The following is a 16,266-nucleotide window of genomic DNA, read 5'->3' as shown; positions in this document are numbered from 1 at the left end:
GTGCGCACCATCACACCCGAAAGGCACCGCCATCACCCACACCATCACCCCGGGCACCACCGCCGACCACCCCGCCTGCGCCGACCTGTGGACCGCCGCCCTCGCCCACCGCGACGGCACCGCACCCGACCCACAGGCCCGCGCCCGCGCCCACCGCGCGCTCCGGCACACCCCCAGCCTGCTCCTGCATGCCCCCGGCCATTCCCCGGGCGGCTACACCCTCACCCACCTGCCCACCGGCACCGACCGCACCGCCCACCTGGCCTACCTCGCCATCGCCCCCGCCCTCCAGGGCGGCGGCCGCGGACGCCTCCTGCTGGACACCACCCTGGAACACCTGGCCCGGACCGCCGACGCCGTCACCCTGCAGGTCGCGCCCGCCAACACCGCCGCCCGCGCCCTGTACGAATCCACCGGCTGGCAGCCCCTGGGCCCGGACCGCTTCGACTCCGGCCGCCCCGCCCTGCGCTACCGCAAGACCCTGTGACCCCACCCCTTGACTTCAACATTGGTCAAGGTTGTCGAATGGTCGGCGACACCCCGCCCCCACGGGCCCCACCCGACCACCACCGGAGCACCCCATGACCACCATGACCGTCGGCCCCATCACCGACACCGACCGCACCGACGCCACCGCCACAATCCACGCCCTACAGGACGCCTTCAACACCAACGACCCCCACGCCCTGGGCGCCCTCTACACCGACCACGCCTCCTGGACCAACGCCGCCGGCACACGCCTGGACGGCCGCACCCAGATCACCGCCTTCGCCGAAAAAGCCATGACCGGCCCCCTCGCCGACTCCCGCGCCCGCTACGACGTCGTCAAACTCCTGGCCCTGTCCCCCGACCTCATCGCCGCCAACGTCCACCAGACCCCCGTCGACACCACCGGACACCCCGCCCCCGGCCCTCACGGACGCGCCCTGTACATCCTCGCCCGCACCCCCCACGGATGGCGCATCGCCGCAGGCCAGAACACCGCCATCGACCCCACCTGAACCACACACCAAAGGCGGGGCCCCACCGGGCCCCGCCCCCGCACACCACGACCGTCAGCGCACCGCCGCCCCCGTCCGCCCCGCCTGCTGACGCGGCACCGACGGCCGGACCCCCAGCACCCCCGCCAGGAAATCCGACACCAACAGCAGCGCCGCCCGGTTCGCATGCGTATCACGCATGCTGTCCACCATCATGAAATCGTGGATCATCCCCTGGAAGCGCACCGCCGTCACCGGCACCCCCGCCTCCCGCAACCGGCGCGCGTACGCCTCACCCTCATCACGCAGCACATCCGCCTCACCATTGAGCACCATCGCCGGCGGCAGACCCCGCAACTCCTCCAACGACGCCCGCAACGGCGAGGCATAGATCTGCGCCCGCTCCTGCGGATCGGTCGTGTACTGGTCCCAGAACCAGATCATCCCGTCCCGGTTCAAGAAATACCCCGTCGCGAACTCGTGGTACGAACCGGTGTCGAAATCCGCGTCGGTCACCGGGTACAGCAGCGCCTGCCCCTTGAGCTCCACACCCCCGCGGTCCTTGCACATCAGCGCCAGCACCGCCGACATGTTCCCGCCCACCGAGTCCCCGCACACCGCCATACGCGACCCGTCCAGGCCCCTGCCCGCCCCGTGCTCCACCACCCACCGCGCCGCCGCGTAGTTCTGCTCGATCGCCGTCGGGTACTTCGCCTCCGGCGCCCGGTCGTACTCGGGGAAGACCACCGCCGCCCCCGTCCGCACCGCCAGCTCCCGCACCAGCCGGTCATGGGTGTTCGCACTGCCGAACACCCAGCCCGCCCCGTGGATGTAGAAGACCACCGGCAAAGTCCCGGTCGCCCCCGCCGGGCGCACGATCCGCACCGGCACCTGCCCCGTCGGACCGCCCTCCACCGTGACCCACTCGTCGGCGACCTCCGGCTTGGGCACCCCCTCACCGCTCTGCACACCCTCCAGGACCTCCCGGCCCTGCTCCGGCGGCAGCTCATAGATGAACGGCGGATTCGCGTTGGCGTCGGCGAACTCCTGGGCGGCCTGTTCCAGGACCACCTTCTTCTCGGACATCCATCCCCCCATGGAAGAACCCCGGACCGCGCTCCCGCGGCCCGGGGCCACCCTTTTCCACCGCACCGCCCCCGCAAACGGCCGATTCCCCCACCCTGACCAGGCCATCACCCACCCATGCCCCACCGCCCCCGCACCCGCCCATCCCTTTACCCCCACCCGCCCCTGACCAGGCACACCCCCGGGTACGACGCCCGGGACGACACCACCACCGGCGAGGGACCACGCACATGAACCTCATCACCAGGGGCTTCCACGGACGACGCGGCGGCGACCCCGACCGCATCCCGCCCGGCCAGTACCAGACCCACGACTTCCCCGTCCTCACCGTGGGCCCCACACCCCGCGTCGACACCGACACCTGGACCCTCACCATCACCACCGAGACCGGCACCCGCCACACCTGGACCTGGCGGCAGCTCCTGGACCTGCCCCAGGAGAACCCCCACACCGACATCCACTGCGTCACCCGCTGGACCAAACTCGACACCGACTGGACCGGCGTCAGCCTCGACACCCTCCTCCACGACGTCGAGACCACCGCCGACTACGCCCTGGCCCACTCCCACGGCGACTACACCACCAACCTCCCCCTCCAAGACCTCACCGACGGCCAGGCCTGGATCGCCCACACCTTCGACGGCCGCCCCCTCACCCCCGAACACGGCGGCCCCGCCCGCCTCCTCGTCCCCCACCTGTACTTCTGGAAATCCGCCAAATGGATCAGCGGCCTCACCCTCCACCACGAAGACGAACCCGGCTTCTGGGAACAGGCCGGCTACCACGACTACGGCGACCCCTGGCGCGAACAGCGCTACCAGGGGGACTGACCCATGGCCCCCTGGACCCCGGCCACCCTGGAAACCGACCGGTGGGAGACCCCCACCGCCCGCACCCTGGTCCTCTCCGTCCCCGGCTGGACCGGCCACCGCCCCGGACAACACGTCGACCTGCGCCTGCGCGCCCCCGACGGCTACACCGCCGAACGCTCCTACTCCATCGCCTCCGCCTCCGGCCCCGACCGCCTGGAGATCACCGTCCAACTCGACCCCGACGGAGAGGTCTCCCCCTACCTCGTCCACGACTTCACCCCAGGCGACCAGGTCGAACTGCGCGGCCCCCTCGGCGGCTGGTTCGTCTGGGACACCACCTCACCCGACCCCGTCGTCCTCATCGGCGGCGGCTCCGGCATCGTCCCCCTGGCCGGCATGGTCCGCGAACGCCGCCGCACCGGAAACAGAGCCCTCTTCCGCCTCCTGTACTCCCTGCGCACCCCCGACGACCGCTACTACCGCACCGAACTGGGACCCGCCGCCGGACCCGGCGTCGACGTCTTCCTCGCCTACACCCGCACCGCACCCCCCGGATCGGCCCGCGGACCCAAACGACTCAGCATCGCCGACCTCAACACCCACGGCCTCCCCGCCGAACTCACCCCCGTGTGCTTCGTGTGCGGACCCACCCCCTTCGTCGAGACCGTCGCCGACGGCCTCCTCGCCCTGGGCCACGACCCGCACCGGATCCGAACCGAACGCTACGGCAGCGGAGGCGGACGATGAACCCACCCACCACCCGCACCCACCTGGACGCCAACGTCCTCGCCGGCCCCCTCTCCGAGGTCTTCGCCGTCGACATCACCGCCGCCGAACGCCTCTGCGCCCACTGCGGCGACCGCGGCGCCTTCGCCCGCCTGCACGTCTACACCGACGGCCCCGGCCTCATCGCCTGCTGCCCCGCCTGCCAGACCCTGGTCCTGCGCCTGGTCCGCACCCACCGCGGACTCGTCCTGGACCTGGGCGGCACCGGCTGCATCACCCTGCCCGCCCACGACTGAACCACCCACCCGACCGGCCCACAGCGCCCCGCCGCACCCCCAGGACGACCACACCCGAAACAGGGACAAAGACCCCGTGTCATCCCCGCACCCACCACCACCGGGAACCTATCCTGCGCCCATGCACATCCGCATCCTGTGCCGCACCTGCATAGGCACCGGCCGCCGCACCCTCATCACCGCACGCCTCGAAGACGACCACACCCTCACCCCCACCCTCCTCACCCACCCCTGCACCGACTGCGACAGCCACGGCCACACCACCCAGACCGCCACCGTCCACCCCGACACCACCCACCCACCCCCCACATGACCCCACCCCACAAAAAAAAAGGGGGCGCCGACCACACCGCCGACACCCCCGCACACTCACCCCGCCAACGGCAACCACCCCGTCCGCACCTGCCAGCCCCCACCCGCCTCCAAACGCTCCACCACCGCACGCTCCAAACGCGTCCTCCGCGACGCCCGCGCCACATCCACCTCAGGCAACCCGAACACGAACCGGAACACATCCGACTCCCCCGGCACACCCCCACCCACCAACGTGAACCGCCGCTGGAACCCCACGATGTTCGACCCCTCCCCCAACACCTCACCCCACCGCGGATCCAACAACCACGACGTACACGTCGCCACCACCGGATCCATCCCCAAATGCGCCCGCGCGAAAGGCCGCGCCCGCCCCAACGCATCCGACACCGACACCGGATCCAACCCACCCGACGGAATGTGCAACCGCAACACCGGATCCCCCACCCCGAAACCGGGACCCAACCCCGCCGCCTCCTCCCGCGAATACCACTCCACCCCGCCCTGAGGCCCCAACACCGCAGGCTCCAACTGCAACCCGCCCACCCAGAACAACCGCCCACGGAACTGCGCCGCCACCCACGACGCCGTCTCCACACCCACCCGACCGAACATCCGCCGCGAACGCCCCACCTGCACACCCACATCCGCCAGCGTCGCCCGCGTCACCGCAGGATCCACACCCAACGCACCATGAGCCGCATACTGCGCCGGCACCCGCGCCGCAAAAGCCACCAACGACGCCACCCGCACCCGCACATCGTCATAACCCACCAACGACGGCCAATCCACCCACGTCCCCACAGGCAACCCCGCATCCGCCGCCAAACGCCGGTACATACCCACCACCAGCGCCCACGCCTCCGCAGACCACCCCTCACCCGACGGCCCCGGCCACACCGCCGCCACATCCGCCCGATCCAACGGCTCCAGACCGAACTCGTCCCACACCCGCTCCGCATCCGCCCCCTGCGGCACCCGCAACGGCTCCAACGGCTCCGGCAACCCCCGCGCCGCGATCAACCAACGACGGTCATCCTCCGCCAGACCCAACCGGTCGGCCACCATGTCAGCGTTCATCCGCACATCATGGCCGAACACCCACCCCCGACGCGAGTGCCCGGAAAACCCACCACGAACACAACGACCACAAACGAACCCGAACCCCCACACCACGCGTCCCACCCAGGGAAAACCCCCTTCACCCCCACAAGAAGGTCTGGACAGTGGGCATAGTGTTGACATGTCCCGCCCCTAGCACCGCACCCACCGAGACGAGGACGACCTCCGATGCCCCACCCGGCACACCGTGTACGTGAGTGGCTCACCGCCTACGACTCCCCGACCACCTCGGTACCCCACGTGCTGTGCGACCGCCACCACCCCGACCGCACCGCCATCACCCAGATCGGCCCCGACCTCACCCCCACCACCCTCACCTACGGCCAACTCCGCGAACGCTCCCAAGCCCTCGCCAACGGACTCGCCGCCCACGGCATCCGCCCCGGCGACCGCATCGCCACCCTCATCCCCAAAGGCATCGACCTCGCCGTCACCGCCCTCGCCACCTGGCGCCTGGGCGCCGTCCTCGTCCCCCTCTTCACCTCCTTCGCCCCCTCCGCCATCCGCGAACGCCTCACCTCCTCCCACACCCGCCTCGTCATCGTCGACGACCACCACCGCACCAAACTCGACACCGACGACACACCCCCCTGGACCATCGCCACCACCGGCACCCACCCCCTCCGCGACGGCGACACCACCCTCACCGCCCTCTCCACCACCGACGCACCCCCCACCCCCGACACCGCCGTCGGCGGCGACGGCCTCCTCGCCATCGTCTACGTCTCCGGACTCGTCGGCCCACCCCGCGGCGTCCCCGTACCCGTCCGCGCCCTCGCCGCCATGCACGCCTACCACCACTACGGCCTCGGCGTCGACGACCACGACACCTACTGGAACACCGCCGACCCCGGCTCCGCCTTCGGCCTCTACCACGGCCTCATCTCACCCCTGCTCGCCGGACACGCCTCCATCGCCCTCCGAGCCGGATTCTTCGACCCCGAACTCACCCTCGACGTCCTGGGCATGTACGAGGTCACCAACCTCGCCGCCGACCCCACCACCTACCGCACCCTGCGCGCCGCCACCAAGACCCTGCCCCCCGAGATCGTCGTCCAACGCCTCACCAGCTTCGGCGAACCCCTCGCCCCCGACGTCATCGACTGGGTCACCGACCTCTTCGGCATCCCCGTACGCGACCACTTCGGCCAGACCGAACTCGGCTGGTGCGTCGGCATCCCCAACGGCGACACCGGCCAGGACACCGGCGACGCCACCCCCGGCGCCATCGGCCCCGCCCTGCCCGGCTGGAAGGTCACCGTCCTGGAGGCCATCTCCGACGAACCCGCCCCCCTGGGCGCCTACGGCCGCATCGCCGTCGACCTCGAACACAGCCCCCTGGCCTGGTTCACCGGCTACCTCGACAACGACGCCGCCTCCCAGGTCCGCTTCACCCCCGACAAGGCCTTCTACCTCACCGGCGACACCGGCATCCTGGACCGCCGCGAATGGCTGTTCTTCTCCACCCGCGACGACGGCGCCATCCTCAGCCGCGGCTACCGGATCGGCCCCACCGAAGTGGAGGCCGTCCTCAACGAGCACCCCGCGGTGGACGAGTGCGGCGTGTACTCCATCCCCGACGAACTCGCCGGACAGCTGATCGGCGCCCGCGTCGTGCTCGCCCCGGGCACCGGGGCCTCCGAGGAGCTGGCCGCCGAACTCAAGGACTGGGTGGGCACCCGGTTCGCCACCCACGCCGCACCGGACGTGGTGGACTTCGTGCCCGAGCTGCCGCGCACCGCCTCGGGCAAGATGCGCCGGTCCCGGCTGCGCTGACCGGACCGGGGTCCCCGGACCCCGGGGACCCGCCGGGGCGGAGCCGGCGCTCCGCCCCTCAGCCCTGCGGCACCAGCTCGTCGATGCGCGCGGCCAGCGCCATGTCCTTGTCGGTGATCGCCCCGACCGAGTGGGTGGACAGGGCCAGGTGCAGGGTGTCGTAACGGATGTCCATGTCGGGGTGGTGGCCGGCCTGCTCCGCCGCCTGCGCGATGGTGTTCACCAAAGACACGACGGCCGGGAAGTCCGCCAGACGCAGGGTGCGCCGCAGCACCGGCCCCTGCGAATCCAGCTGCCAGCCGTCCAGGCGCTCCAGGCCGTCGCGGATCTGTTCCTCGGTGAGCTTCACGGTGACCCTCCCCGGTAGGCGTCCGGTGTGCACGCCGCACCTACCCGCCCCGGACCGGCTCCAACCAGGCTGTTCACCAGGAGAGGGGTGCGGCGGAGCCGCACGCCTTCTTATTGTTGTGGGCTTTTGGTCAAAAGAACCCCCGCCTTTACGACGTAGATTTTTCAGGGGAGCACAGCGTTCCCACTGCTCCGTTACCAACCTGAGCCCCTGCCCCTGACCAGGCACGACGCCCCTCCCCGCCCCCGCGCGCCCCGCCCGCCCCTTGCACTCTCCCCTGGTGACCGGCTTCACTCGGGTGGATCCGGTACCCCCTACCCCCCGACACCGGCCCGGAAGCGAGCCCATGCCCCCCACGAAGCGCCGGTCGCTCCGCGCCCGCATGATCACCCTGGTGCTCCTGCCCAGCACCGTCCTCCTCCTGGTGTGGTCGCTCTTCACCGCCCTGCTCGTGGGCGACATCCGCGCGCTGCGCACCGAGACCGCCCTCACCCGCGAGGCGGGCACCGCCGTCTCGGCGGTGATCGGCGCCCTCCAGGACGAACGCCTGGCCACCGCCGCCTCCGCGAACGGCGCCCAGAGCAGCCTGCTGGCCCTGGAGGACTCCCGCGCCGCCACCGACGCCGCCGTCGACGAACTGGCCGGGGTCCTGCGCGGCTTCGACGCCGACGTGCTGCCCGTCCAGGCCCTGCACCTGCAACGGGACCTGGGGGGACTGGCCCACCACCGCGACATCGTCGACGCGCTGCCGCCCTACCGCCGCGAACTCGTGCAGACCGCCGCCGCCTACCACGACCTGGTCGAGCAGGGCCTGCGCTTCTGGGACTCCCGCGTCGAGCACGCCGAACCCGCGCAGATCCCCCGCCTGCGCTCCCTGACCTCCCTGATGCGCGCCCGCGAACTGCTGGCCCGCCAGAACACCGTGTTCACCCACGCCGTGGCCACCGACACCTTCACCCCCGGCGCCCACACCGAGTTCGTCGCCGCCGCCGGCGCCCAGCGCCACACCTGGGACCGCATCGGCGCCGAACTCGCCCCCGAGGACGCCCGCACCTACCGGCTCCTGGAGACCTACGACTCCCTCCGGCGCGTGCGCGACCTGCAGAACGAGGTCATCGCCGCACCCCAGCACACCCGCCCGCCGGTCAACGCCTCCGCCTGGCAGGGCGCCGCCGAGGCCTCCGACCAGCGCATGCGCTCCGTCGAACGCGGCCAGCTCCGCCTGCTGGCCGACTACGGCGACGCCCGCTCCGCCGACCTCGCCCGCACCGCCCTGCTGACCAGCCTCCCGATCCTGGCCGTCGCCCTGGCCTCGGCGGCCGTCGCGATCACCGGCGCCGTCCGCATGGGCCGCCGCCTGCACCGCCTGCGCACCACCACCCTGGAGTACGCCCGCGTCCACCTGCCCCGCCTCACCGCCCGCCTGCGCGCCGGGGAGGAGGTCGGACCCGAGCCAGCCCCGGTGCCGCGCACCCGGGGCGACGAGATCACCGACGTCGCCGACGCCTTCGACGACGCCCGCCGCGCCGCCGTGGCCGCCGCCGTCCAGGAGGCGCGGCTGCGGGCCGGGGTGAGCGCCATGTTCGGCACCATCGCCCGCCGCACCCAGTCGCTGGTCCACCGCCAGCTGGCCGTCCTGGACCGGCTGGAACGCGACGAGACCGACCCCGACGCCCTGGCTGCGCTGTTCCGCGTCGACCACTTCAGCGCCCGGCTGCGCCGCAACGCCGAGAACCTCATGCTGCTCAGCGGCGGCGCCCCCACCCGGCGCCCCCGCGCCCCGATGCGGCTGCACGAGGTGGTGCGGGCCGCCGCCGGGGAGATCGAGGACTACACCCGAGTCCAGCCGCGCGGCCTGCCCCCGGTGGCGCTGCGCGGCGACACCGCCGCCGACACCGCGCGGCTGCTGGCCGAGCTGCTGGAGAACGCCACGGCGTTCTCCCCGCCCGACACCGAGGTCGAGGTCGGCGCGGTCCTGGGCGACGGCTGCCGCATCGAGGTGACCGACCGGGGGCTGGGCATGGGGGAGGCCGCCCTGGAGGAGTGCAACGCCCTGCTGGCGGACCCGCCCCGGTTCGACGTCGCCGGTCTGGTGGAGGACTCGCCGCTGGGCCTGTTCGTGGTCGCCACCCTGGCCGCCCGCCACGGGCTGCGGGTGGAGCTGTCCGCCGCACCGGGCGGCAGCGGCGTGCGCGCGACCGTGCACGTGCCCGCCGACGCCCTGGTCGAGCCCGGCCCCGCGCCCGCTCCCCCGCCGCCCGCCGCCGTCACCGCTCCCCCGTCACCGGAGGACACGGCGCCCGGCGGCACGGTGTCCGAGAGCACGGTGCACGCGCCCCCCGCGAACGGGGACGGCCCGCACGGGGGCACCGACGCCGACCACTACATGGGGCTCCCCCGCCGCCGGCGGCGCGCCGTCGACCCGGCACCCGGACCCGCGACCACCACCGATGACGACGACCGCTCCCCCGAGCGGGTCCGTTCGCTGATGAGCGCCTTCCAGGCCGGAACCCGGCGCGCCCGCGCCGCCGGACCGGACGGCGACACCGAGGAAGGATGAGGATGATGTCCGCCCAAGCCGAGGAGAACGGGACCGGCACCCTGGACTGGCTGCTGGCCGACCTGGTCGAGAGGATCGCGCATTCGCGCAGCGCACTGCTGCTGTCGGCCGACGGGCTGCCGCTGGCGGCCTCCCCGGGCATCGACCGCGAACACGGCGAGCGCCTGGCCGCCATCGCCTCGGGGTTCGCGTCCCTGGCCCGGGGCGCCCGCGCACCCCTGGGGGCGTCCAAGGTGCACCAGACCGTGGTCGAACTGGACACCGTGTTCTTCTTCGTGGTCGACGCCGGGCAGGGCGCCTCCCTGGCGCTGGCCGCCGGAACCGACTGCGACATGGGCCAGGCCGCCTTCGAGATCAACCGGCTGGTGCGCCGGGTCGGCCCCCACCTGGCCGCGCTCCCGCGCCGGGGCGGACGCGGGTGATCCCCGACCACGGCGAGGGGCCGGACCTGATCCGCCCCTACGCGCTGACCGGGGGCCGGACCCGCCCCTCCCGGTCGGACCTGACCCTGACCACCTCCGTGGTGGCGGTGTCCGAGGTGGTCGAGGACGATCCGGAGTCCCGGCGGATCCACGCCCTGTGCGGCCGGCCGGCGACGGTGGCCGAGGTCGCCTCCCGGTCGGGGCTGCCGCTGGGCGTGGTCCGGGTGCTGCTGGCGGACCTGGTGGACCGGGGATACGTGCTGGCCCGCTCCCCCGCACGGGGGCGGGACCGGCCCGACGAGGCGACACTGCGCGCGGTACTGGCGCGCATCAAGGAACTCTGAGGCGCATTGAACGGAACGACGACGATGGACGCACCGGGAGTGTTCGGGCAGGCGCCCGACACGCTCAAGATCGTGGTGGCCGGCGGTTTCGGCGCGGGCAAGACCACGCTGGTGTCGGCGCTGAGCGAGGTCGAGGCGCTGCACACCGAGGAGGAGATGACCGTCGCCGGGACCGGCGTGGACGATCTGGAGGGGGTGGAGGCCAAGACCACCACGACGGTCGCCCTCGACTTCGGCCGCATCACCCTGGACCCCGCCACCGTGGTGTACCTGTTCGGTACACCGGGGCAGCGGCGTTTCTCGCACATGTGGGAGGAACTGGTGGAGGGGGCGCTGGGCGCGGTGGTGCTCGCCGACACCCGCCGCCTCACGGACTGCTTCGACGTCATCGACTTCTTCGAGGCGCGGCGGGTCCCGTTCGTGGTGGCGGTGAACTGCTTCGACGGACAGCGCTCGCACCGCGCCGAGGACGTGCGCGTGGCACTGGACGTGGCCGACCCGGTCCCGGTCATGCTCTGCGACGCCCGCGACCGCTCCTCCGTCAAGGAGGTGGTGGTGGAGCTGGTCGAGCTGGTGCTGCGCCTGGAGCTGTCGGGCGCCTGACCGGCGGGGCCCGCGGGCCCGGCCCCGGGGGACCCGGAGGGGGCGGGCGGGAGCGCTGCGGCGCCCCCGCCCGCCGTGCCGCGCGGGGTCAGCCGCCGTTGCGGCGCCGGTCCACCGGCACGATCAGCGGGGTGTGCGTCTCGGGGTCGGGGATGATCCGCACGGGCAGCCCGAACACGTGCTCCACCAGCTCGGCGGTCACGATCCGGGAGGGCTCCCCCTCGGCGACGATCTCCCCGTCCTTCATCACGATCAGGTGGGAGGCGTACCGGCAGGCGTGGTTGAGGTCGTGCAGGACCGCCACCAGGGTGTGCCCGCCCTGGGCGTGCAGCCGCGCGCACAGGTCCAGCATGTCCATCTGGTGGGCGATGTCGAGGTAGGTGGTGGGCTCGTCCAGCAGCAGCAGCGGCGTCTGCTGGGCCAGCACCATCGCCAGCCACACCCGCTGGCGCTGCCCGCCCGACAGCTCGTCCACCGACCGGTCGGCCAGCTCGGCGACGCCGGTGGCCTCCATCGCCTCCGCCACCACCCTCTCGTCGTCCTTGGACCACTGGCGCAGGAACCCCTGGTGGGGGAAGCGGCCGCGGGCCACCAGGTCGGCCACGCCGATCCCGTCGGGGGCGATGGAGGTCTGCGGCAGCAGCCCCAGGCGCCGCGCCACCTCCTTGGCCGGGTAGGACGAGATCGCCTGCCCGTCCAGCAGCACCCGCCCCTGGGCGGGCTTGAGGGTGCGCGACAGCGCGCGCAGCAGCGTGGACTTGCCGCAGGCGTTGGGCCCCACGATGACGGTGAACGAGTTGTCGGGGATGGTGACGGCGAGGTCCCGGGAGATGACGCGCTGGTCGTAGGCGAGCGTCAGCTCCTGGCCGCTGAGGCGGTCGATGTGGTGGACGGTCATGTTCTTCCTCGTGGGGATGGGTGCGCGGGTCGGGCGGGCTCAGGCGCGGCCGCGCCGCCACTCGGTGTACAGAAGCCAGATCAGGTAGCCGCCGCCGATGACGGCGGTGACCACGCCGACCGGCAGCTGCGTGGGGGCCAGGGCGCGCAGCGCCACCAGGTCGGCCACCGCCAGCAGGGCGGCGCCCATGAGCGCCGCGCCGACGAAGGTGGTCCCGCCGGTGCGGGTGAGGCGGCGGGCCAGCTGCGGGGCGGCCAGGGCCACGAACCCGATGGGGCCCGAGACGGCGATCGCCGCGCCGGTCAGCGCGCTGGCGGCGGCCAGCGCCGCCATCTGCGTGGCCTGGGTGTTCACGCCCAGGGCGCGCGCGGTGTCGTCGCCCAGCTCCATGAACCTCAGCCGGCCGCCGAGGTACACCAGGACCGGGCCCAGCAGCGCCAGGCTCGCCCACACGGCGGTCACCTCGCTCCAGCCGCGGGCGTTGAGGCTGCCGATCATCCAGATCTGGGCGCTCATGGCGTCGGTGAGCTCGGCGCGGGTCAGCAGGTAGTCGCGGACCGCGGTCAGCATCGCCGAGATGCCGATGCCGACCAGCACCAGCCGGTACCCCTGGACCCCGTTCCTCATGGCCAGCAGGTACACGACGGCGCCCGTGAGCAGGCCGCCGGCGACGGCCCCCGCGGACACCATGATCCGGCCGCCGCCCACCAGCAGGATCACCGCGACGGCGCCGGTGGCGGCGCCGCTGGTGAACCCGATGATGTCGGGGCTGCCCAGGGCGTTGCGGGACAGGCTCTGGAAGACCGCACCGGCCAGGCCCAGGGCGGCGCCCACCCCCAGGGCGGTCAGCGCCCGGGGCAGGCGCACGCCCTGGACGAAGAACACGTCCAGGCGCTCGCCGACGCCGGCGATGGCGGCGGGCACCGCGGCGATGGGAATCTCGTAGTCGCCCACCGACACCGACACGACCAGGGCGGCCGCGGCGGCCGCGACCAGGACCAGCGCCACGACGAGCGTGCGCGGGCGCACCAGGAGCGAGACGCGGTCGCCGAAGCGCAGGGCGAAGGAGCCGCGCGGGGTGAGCCGGCCCCCGGTGCGGGGGCGCGGCGGGGTCAGGGTGCTCACAGGGCTGCCATCTTTCTGCTGCGGACCAGGGCGATGAACAGGGGGGCTCCGACGAACGCGGTGATGATGCCGACCTCCAGCTCGGCACCGGGGACGACGACCCGGCCCAGGGTGTCGGCGGCGGTGAGCAGGATCGCGCCGAACACCGCCGAGTAGGGCAGCAGCCACCGCTGGTCGGGGCCGGTGACCAGGCGGGCCACGTGCGGGATGATCAGCCCCACGAACCAGATGGGCCCGGCCGAGGCGGTCGCCGACCCGCACAGCAGGATCACGGCGATCGCGGTCAGGGTGCGGATCGTCGGGATGCGCGCGCCCAGGGAGGCCGCCAGGTCGTCGCCCAGGGCCACGGCGTTGAGGGAGGGGCCCAGCAGCAGGGTCAGCGCCACGCCCCCGATGAGGAACGGGGCGACCTGCCAGAAGATCTCCAGGTCGCGGCCGACCAGGGAACCCACCTGCCAGAACCGGATGCGGTCGAACACGAAGTCGTTGAGGACGATCACGCCGAAGATCAGGCCCTGCAGGACCGCGGCCACGGCGGTGCCCGCCAGCGCCAGCCGCACCGGGGTGGCGCTGGCCGGTCCGCGCGAGCCCAGCATGTAGACGGCGACCGAGGCCAGTGCGGCGCCCAGGAAGGCGGGCCAGATCAGCGCCGACCCGGCGGCCCCGAACGCGAACACCGCGACGACCACCGCGGCGGCGGCCCCGGAGTTGACCCCCAGGATGCCCGGCTCGGCCAGGGGGTTGCGGGTGAGCGCCTGCATGAGCGCCCCGGCCAGGCCCAGCGCCGCCCCCACGAACACGCCGATGACGGTGCGCGGTACGCGCAGGGTGCGGATGACGTTGTGGTCGTAGGTCCCGTCGTAGGCGGTCAGCGCGGCCCAGACGTCGGCGGCGGGGATGGGCTTGGCGCCGACGGTGATGCTGAGCAGGACGCACACCGCCAGGGCTCCCAGGGCCGCGAGCAGGCCGACGGGCCGGACGATACGCCGGGTCAGGGTGGGGGGTGCGAGGGTGGGCGCGCGCAGGGCCACGGCTTCCCCGTTCGTCGTGTAGGTGATCGTGGGCGTCGTCCGGGGGCGTCCCGGCGTGGACCGTTCCCACCACCGCGGATCGACCAGGACAGGTTAGCCTTACCTGGGTCGTCCTCGCACGGAAGGGTCCCCCATGTACTTCTCCCGCAGCCTCCGCCCCGGCCGCCGGACACCCTCGGCGCGCCCGTCCGGAACAACGGTCACCCTAGCGGCATCGGCGCTGGTCCTCGTCCTGGGGGTGACCGGTTGCACCGGCGCCGGGCCCGCTCCGGCCCCCGAGGGGGCCGGGACCCGGACGGTGGAGGGCGCCGACGGGACCGTCGAGGTGCCCGCGGACCCGCAGCGGATCGCCGTCCTGTGGCGTCCGACACTGGCCGCCGTGACCCTGCTGGGCCACCACCCGGTGGCCACCATGGGCACCCCCGGCGCCCCCGGACAGGGTCTGGCCCCCTTCCTGCCCGAGGACGTCGGGGGCGACACGATGAACCTGGTCACCAACTCCCCCGCCGAGGACGACGTCAACCTGGAGGCGCTGGCCCTGGCCGGACCCGACCTCATCATCGGGGTGTCCACACAGGTCGGCGCGCAGGACGGGATCGAGGAGGAGCTGTCGGCGATCGCGCCCACCGTCCTGCTGGAGTGGGAGGGCACCGGGTCCTGGCGCACCCACCTGCACGACGTGGCCGCCGTCCTGGGCCGGGAGGCCGAGGCCGAGCGGGCCGACGCCGCCTACGACGCGGCGGTGGAGGAGGCCAGGACCGCGATCGGGGAGGCGGGGGTGGACCCGGCCACCGAGGTGTCCCTGGTCCGGCTGCAGAGCGACACGGAGGTCCGCCTGGAGACCGCCGCGTCCTTCCCCGGACAGGTCATCGGCGACCTGGGACTGGCCCGGCCCGAGGGGCAGGCCGAGCCCGAGGGCGGGACCGACTTCGTCCCGCTGTCGTACGAGAACCTGGACCGGGGCGACGGCGATGTGGTCTTCGTGCTGGCCGGGTCCGGGTTCCCCGACGCCCCCGACACGTTCTCCGACGGGGTGTGGGCCGGCCTGGAGGCGGTGCGCGGCGGCCGGGTGTACCGGTTCGACTACGACGTGTGGGGCGCCGCCAACCTGCACGCCGCCCACCGCATCGTCGAGGAGGCCACCGCGGCGCTCACCGGCCGGACCGAGCCCGCCCTGTAGGCGCCCGCGGGCCCCGGGGTCCTCCTCCGGGGCCCGCCGCGTCGGCGTCCGGCGCCGTCAGCGGCCCCTGCGGGCGGCCCGGCCGGTGCGGGTGCTCCCCGAGGGGCGCAGCAGCCAGCCGATGAGCCCGCCCACCACCACGGCCGCCGTCAGGGTCACCCACAGCGGGGAGGTCACGGAGACGAGCAGCAGCCTGATCTCGGTGGGCTCCCGGTTCTGCACGATGAACACCACGACCCCGACCAGCAGGACCAGGGCCACCCACAGCTTCGGCGAGGCCAGCGGCCCCCGCCCGTTCTCCACCGTCGTCGGATCGGTCATGGCGTCCCCCTTCGTCCGCGGCCGGCCCGGCCGCGTCTGAGCCCGGCCCCGCCCGGCTCCCGGCCGCCCGCGTCCGCCGGGGGCCCGCCGGGCACGGACGGCCGGACCCGCGCGGGGCCTCCCCTGCCACGTCACCGGCGGCGGGCGCGAACAAACCCCGCGGAAGGTGAGCAGTTCTTTACCCTCCGTGCCCCCGGCGGGCGCGCCGCGGTCCGGGCGGGGCGGGCGCCCCCCCCGGCCCCCGGGGGGCAGGTGGCGCCGCGCGGGGGGGCGGTGTCGCCGCGGGCGGAGGGGGTGGGGCGGGAGTCGGCCGGTCTGTTTTT

The 16,266-nt window shown here is 73.4% G+C and carries 19 protein-coding genes; 12 read left to right on the top strand and 7 right to left on the bottom strand.

Annotation, left to right across the window (positions count from 1 at the left end; translation table 11 throughout):
- The first annotated feature begins 31 nt into the window (after positions 1-31).
- Both ACFVNO_RS30260 and ACFVNO_RS30255 read left to right on the top strand, forming a co-directional pair.
- On the top strand, positions 32-487 hold the full coding sequence (locus ACFVNO_RS30260; protein WP_378897822.1) for a GNAT family N-acetyltransferase: 456 nt from the start codon (positions 32-34) through the stop codon (positions 485-487).
- Positions 488-581: 94 nt separating this feature from the next.
- Positions 582-1,001, top strand: coding sequence for an SgcJ/EcaC family oxidoreductase (locus ACFVNO_RS30255; protein WP_378897764.1), 420 nt, complete (start codon positions 582-584; stop codon positions 999-1,001).
- 54 nt (positions 1,002-1,055) lie between these two features.
- Here the strand turns inward: ACFVNO_RS30255 and ACFVNO_RS30250 are convergent, their stop codons facing one another.
- Positions 1,056-2,066, bottom strand: coding sequence for an alpha/beta hydrolase (locus tag ACFVNO_RS30250; RefSeq protein WP_355264497.1), 1,011 nt, complete (start codon positions 2,064-2,066; stop codon positions 1,056-1,058).
- Between the two features lie 230 nt (positions 2,067-2,296).
- Here ACFVNO_RS30250 and ACFVNO_RS30245 point away from each other — a divergent pair, with 230 nt between their 5' ends.
- The 4 genes from ACFVNO_RS30245 (at position 2,297) to ACFVNO_RS30230 (ending at position 4,213) form a co-directional block, all read left to right on the top strand.
- Entirely contained in the window at positions 2,297-2,896 is a 600-nt protein-coding gene (locus ACFVNO_RS30245; protein WP_378897760.1) for a molybdopterin-dependent oxidoreductase, read from the top strand.
- Positions 2,897-2,899: 3 nt separating this feature from the next.
- Positions 2,900-3,625, top strand: coding sequence for a ferredoxin reductase (locus ACFVNO_RS30240; RefSeq protein WP_355264491.1), 726 nt, complete (start codon positions 2,900-2,902; stop codon positions 3,623-3,625).
- Complete coding sequence (locus ACFVNO_RS30235; RefSeq protein WP_378897756.1) at positions 3,622-3,900, top strand: DUF6510 family protein; 279 nt, start codon at positions 3,622-3,624, stop codon at positions 3,898-3,900. Before ACFVNO_RS30240 ends, ACFVNO_RS30235 begins: the two co-directional genes overlap by 4 nt.
- Before the next feature lie 121 nt (positions 3,901-4,021).
- Positions 4,022-4,213 (top strand): hypothetical protein, encoded by a 192-nt coding sequence (locus ACFVNO_RS30230; RefSeq protein ID WP_355264486.1) that lies wholly within the window; start codon positions 4,022-4,024, stop codon positions 4,211-4,213.
- Positions 4,214-4,269: 56 nt separating this feature from the next.
- On the opposite strand, the gene ACFVNO_RS30225 is transcribed toward ACFVNO_RS30230, so the two are convergent.
- Positions 4,270-5,292 (bottom strand): acyltransferase domain-containing protein, encoded by a 1,023-nt coding sequence (locus ACFVNO_RS30225; RefSeq protein ID WP_220561304.1) that lies wholly within the window; start codon positions 5,290-5,292, stop codon positions 4,270-4,272.
- Positions 5,293-5,502: 210 nt separating this feature from the next.
- Between ACFVNO_RS30225 and ACFVNO_RS30220 the strand changes: the two genes are divergently transcribed.
- Entirely contained in the window at positions 5,503-7,110 is a 1,608-nt protein-coding gene (locus ACFVNO_RS30220) for an AMP-binding protein (protein ID WP_378897751.1), read from the top strand.
- Between the two features lie 58 nt (positions 7,111-7,168).
- On the opposite strand, the gene ACFVNO_RS30215 is transcribed toward ACFVNO_RS30220, so the two are convergent.
- Positions 7,169-7,459 carry a 4a-hydroxytetrahydrobiopterin dehydratase gene (locus ACFVNO_RS30215; RefSeq protein WP_378897748.1) on the bottom strand — a complete coding sequence of 97 codons (291 nt, stop codon included), beginning with the start codon at positions 7,457-7,459 and terminating at the stop codon, positions 7,169-7,171.
- A 346-nt stretch (positions 7,460-7,805) separates the two neighbouring features.
- Between ACFVNO_RS30215 and ACFVNO_RS30210 the strand changes: the two genes are divergently transcribed.
- From ACFVNO_RS30210 to ACFVNO_RS30195, 4 genes are read left to right on the top strand one after another with little or no spacing between them, the layout of a single operon-like run.
- Entirely contained in the window at positions 7,806-10,019 is a 2,214-nt protein-coding gene (locus ACFVNO_RS30210) for an ATP-binding protein (RefSeq protein WP_355264481.1), read from the top strand.
- Between the two features lie 5 nt (positions 10,020-10,024).
- The gene (locus tag ACFVNO_RS30205; protein WP_255646597.1) at positions 10,025-10,441 is read left to right on the top strand and encodes a roadblock/LC7 domain-containing protein; all 417 of its coding nucleotides are present in this window, start codon (positions 10,025-10,027) and stop codon (positions 10,439-10,441) included.
- Complete coding sequence (locus tag ACFVNO_RS30200; protein WP_355264477.1) at positions 10,438-10,785, top strand: DUF742 domain-containing protein; 348 nt, start codon at positions 10,438-10,440, stop codon at positions 10,783-10,785. Before ACFVNO_RS30205 ends, ACFVNO_RS30200 begins: the two co-directional genes overlap by 4 nt.
- 24 nt (positions 10,786-10,809) lie before the next feature.
- Entirely contained in the window at positions 10,810-11,388 is a 579-nt protein-coding gene (locus ACFVNO_RS30195) for an ATP/GTP-binding protein (RefSeq protein ID WP_220561309.1), read from the top strand.
- 88 nt (positions 11,389-11,476) lie between these two features.
- Here ACFVNO_RS30195 and ACFVNO_RS30190 read toward each other — a convergent pair whose 3' ends face one another.
- Genes ACFVNO_RS30190 through ACFVNO_RS30180 form a run of 3 tightly spaced genes read right to left on the bottom strand, consistent with a single transcriptional unit; the run spans position 11,477 to position 14,442 of the window.
- A complete protein-coding gene (locus ACFVNO_RS30190) occupies positions 11,477-12,286 on the bottom strand; it encodes an ABC transporter ATP-binding protein (RefSeq protein ID WP_355264473.1) in 810 nt (269 codons plus the stop codon).
- 39 nt (positions 12,287-12,325) lie between these two features.
- On the bottom strand, positions 12,326-13,411 hold the full coding sequence (locus tag ACFVNO_RS30185; RefSeq protein ID WP_378897743.1) for a FecCD family ABC transporter permease: 1,086 nt from the start codon (positions 13,409-13,411) through the stop codon (positions 12,326-12,328).
- Positions 13,408-14,442: an iron chelate uptake ABC transporter family permease subunit gene (locus ACFVNO_RS30180; RefSeq protein WP_355264470.1), complete on the bottom strand. Its 1,035-nt coding sequence runs from the start codon at positions 14,440-14,442 to the stop codon at positions 13,408-13,410. Before ACFVNO_RS30180 ends, ACFVNO_RS30185 begins: the two co-directional genes overlap by 4 nt.
- 238 nt (positions 14,443-14,680) lie before the next feature.
- Here ACFVNO_RS30180 and ACFVNO_RS30175 point away from each other — a divergent pair, with 238 nt between their 5' ends.
- Complete coding sequence (locus ACFVNO_RS30175; protein WP_378897740.1) at positions 14,681-15,622, top strand: ABC transporter substrate-binding protein; 942 nt, start codon at positions 14,681-14,683, stop codon at positions 15,620-15,622.
- A gap of 57 nt (positions 15,623-15,679) precedes the next feature.
- Here ACFVNO_RS30175 and ACFVNO_RS30170 read toward each other — a convergent pair whose 3' ends face one another.
- Positions 15,680-15,943, bottom strand: a complete 264-nt coding sequence (locus ACFVNO_RS30170) for a LapA family protein (protein ID WP_220561314.1) — start codon at positions 15,941-15,943, stop codon at positions 15,680-15,682.
- Positions 15,944-16,266: the final 323 nt, after the last annotated feature.

Origin of the sequence: Nocardiopsis sp. NPDC057823 (assembly GCF_042797335.1) — a bacterium.
GTDB classification, from domain to species: Bacteria; Actinomycetota; Actinomycetes; order Streptosporangiales; family Streptosporangiaceae; genus Nocardiopsis; species Nocardiopsis changdeensis.
This window is presented reverse-complemented; position numbering and strand designations above follow the sequence as displayed.

What these genes read in the sequence shown, in the direction of transcription:
- ACFVNO_RS30205 (WP_255646597.1), top strand. Translation starts at nt 10,025, where the DNA reads ATGTCCGCCCAAGCCGAGGAGAACGGGACCGGCACCCTGGACTGGCTG.
- ACFVNO_RS30235 (WP_378897756.1), top strand. Translation starts at nt 3,622, where the DNA reads ATGAACCCACCCACCACCCGCACCCACCTGGACGCCAACGTCCTCGCC.
- ACFVNO_RS30210 (WP_355264481.1), top strand. Translation starts at nt 7,806, where the DNA reads ATGCCCCCCACGAAGCGCCGGTCGCTCCGCGCCCGCATGATCACCCTG.
- ACFVNO_RS30195 (WP_220561309.1), top strand. Translation starts at nt 10,810, where the DNA reads ATGGACGCACCGGGAGTGTTCGGGCAGGCGCCCGACACGCTCAAGATC.
- ACFVNO_RS30225 (WP_220561304.1), bottom strand. Translation starts at nt 5,292, where the DNA reads ATGAACGCTGACATGGTGGCCGACCGGTTGGGTCTGGCGGAGGATGAC.
- ACFVNO_RS30250 (WP_355264497.1), bottom strand. Translation starts at nt 2,066, where the DNA reads ATGTCCGAGAAGAAGGTGGTCCTGGAACAGGCCGCCCAGGAGTTCGCC.
- ACFVNO_RS30190 (WP_355264473.1), bottom strand. Translation starts at nt 12,286, where the DNA reads ATGACCGTCCACCACATCGACCGCCTCAGCGGCCAGGAGCTGACGCTC.
- ACFVNO_RS30170 (WP_220561314.1), bottom strand. Translation starts at nt 15,943, where the DNA reads ATGACCGATCCGACGACGGTGGAGAACGGGCGGGGGCCGCTGGCCTCG.
- ACFVNO_RS30240 (WP_355264491.1), top strand. Translation starts at nt 2,900, where the DNA reads ATGGCCCCCTGGACCCCGGCCACCCTGGAAACCGACCGGTGGGAGACC.
- ACFVNO_RS30220 (WP_378897751.1), top strand. Translation starts at nt 5,503, where the DNA reads ATGCCCCACCCGGCACACCGTGTACGTGAGTGGCTCACCGCCTACGAC.
- ACFVNO_RS30255 (WP_378897764.1), top strand. Translation starts at nt 582, where the DNA reads ATGACCACCATGACCGTCGGCCCCATCACCGACACCGACCGCACCGAC.
- ACFVNO_RS30245 (WP_378897760.1), top strand. Translation starts at nt 2,297, where the DNA reads ATGAACCTCATCACCAGGGGCTTCCACGGACGACGCGGCGGCGACCCC.
- ACFVNO_RS30230 (WP_355264486.1), top strand. Translation starts at nt 4,022, where the DNA reads ATGCACATCCGCATCCTGTGCCGCACCTGCATAGGCACCGGCCGCCGC.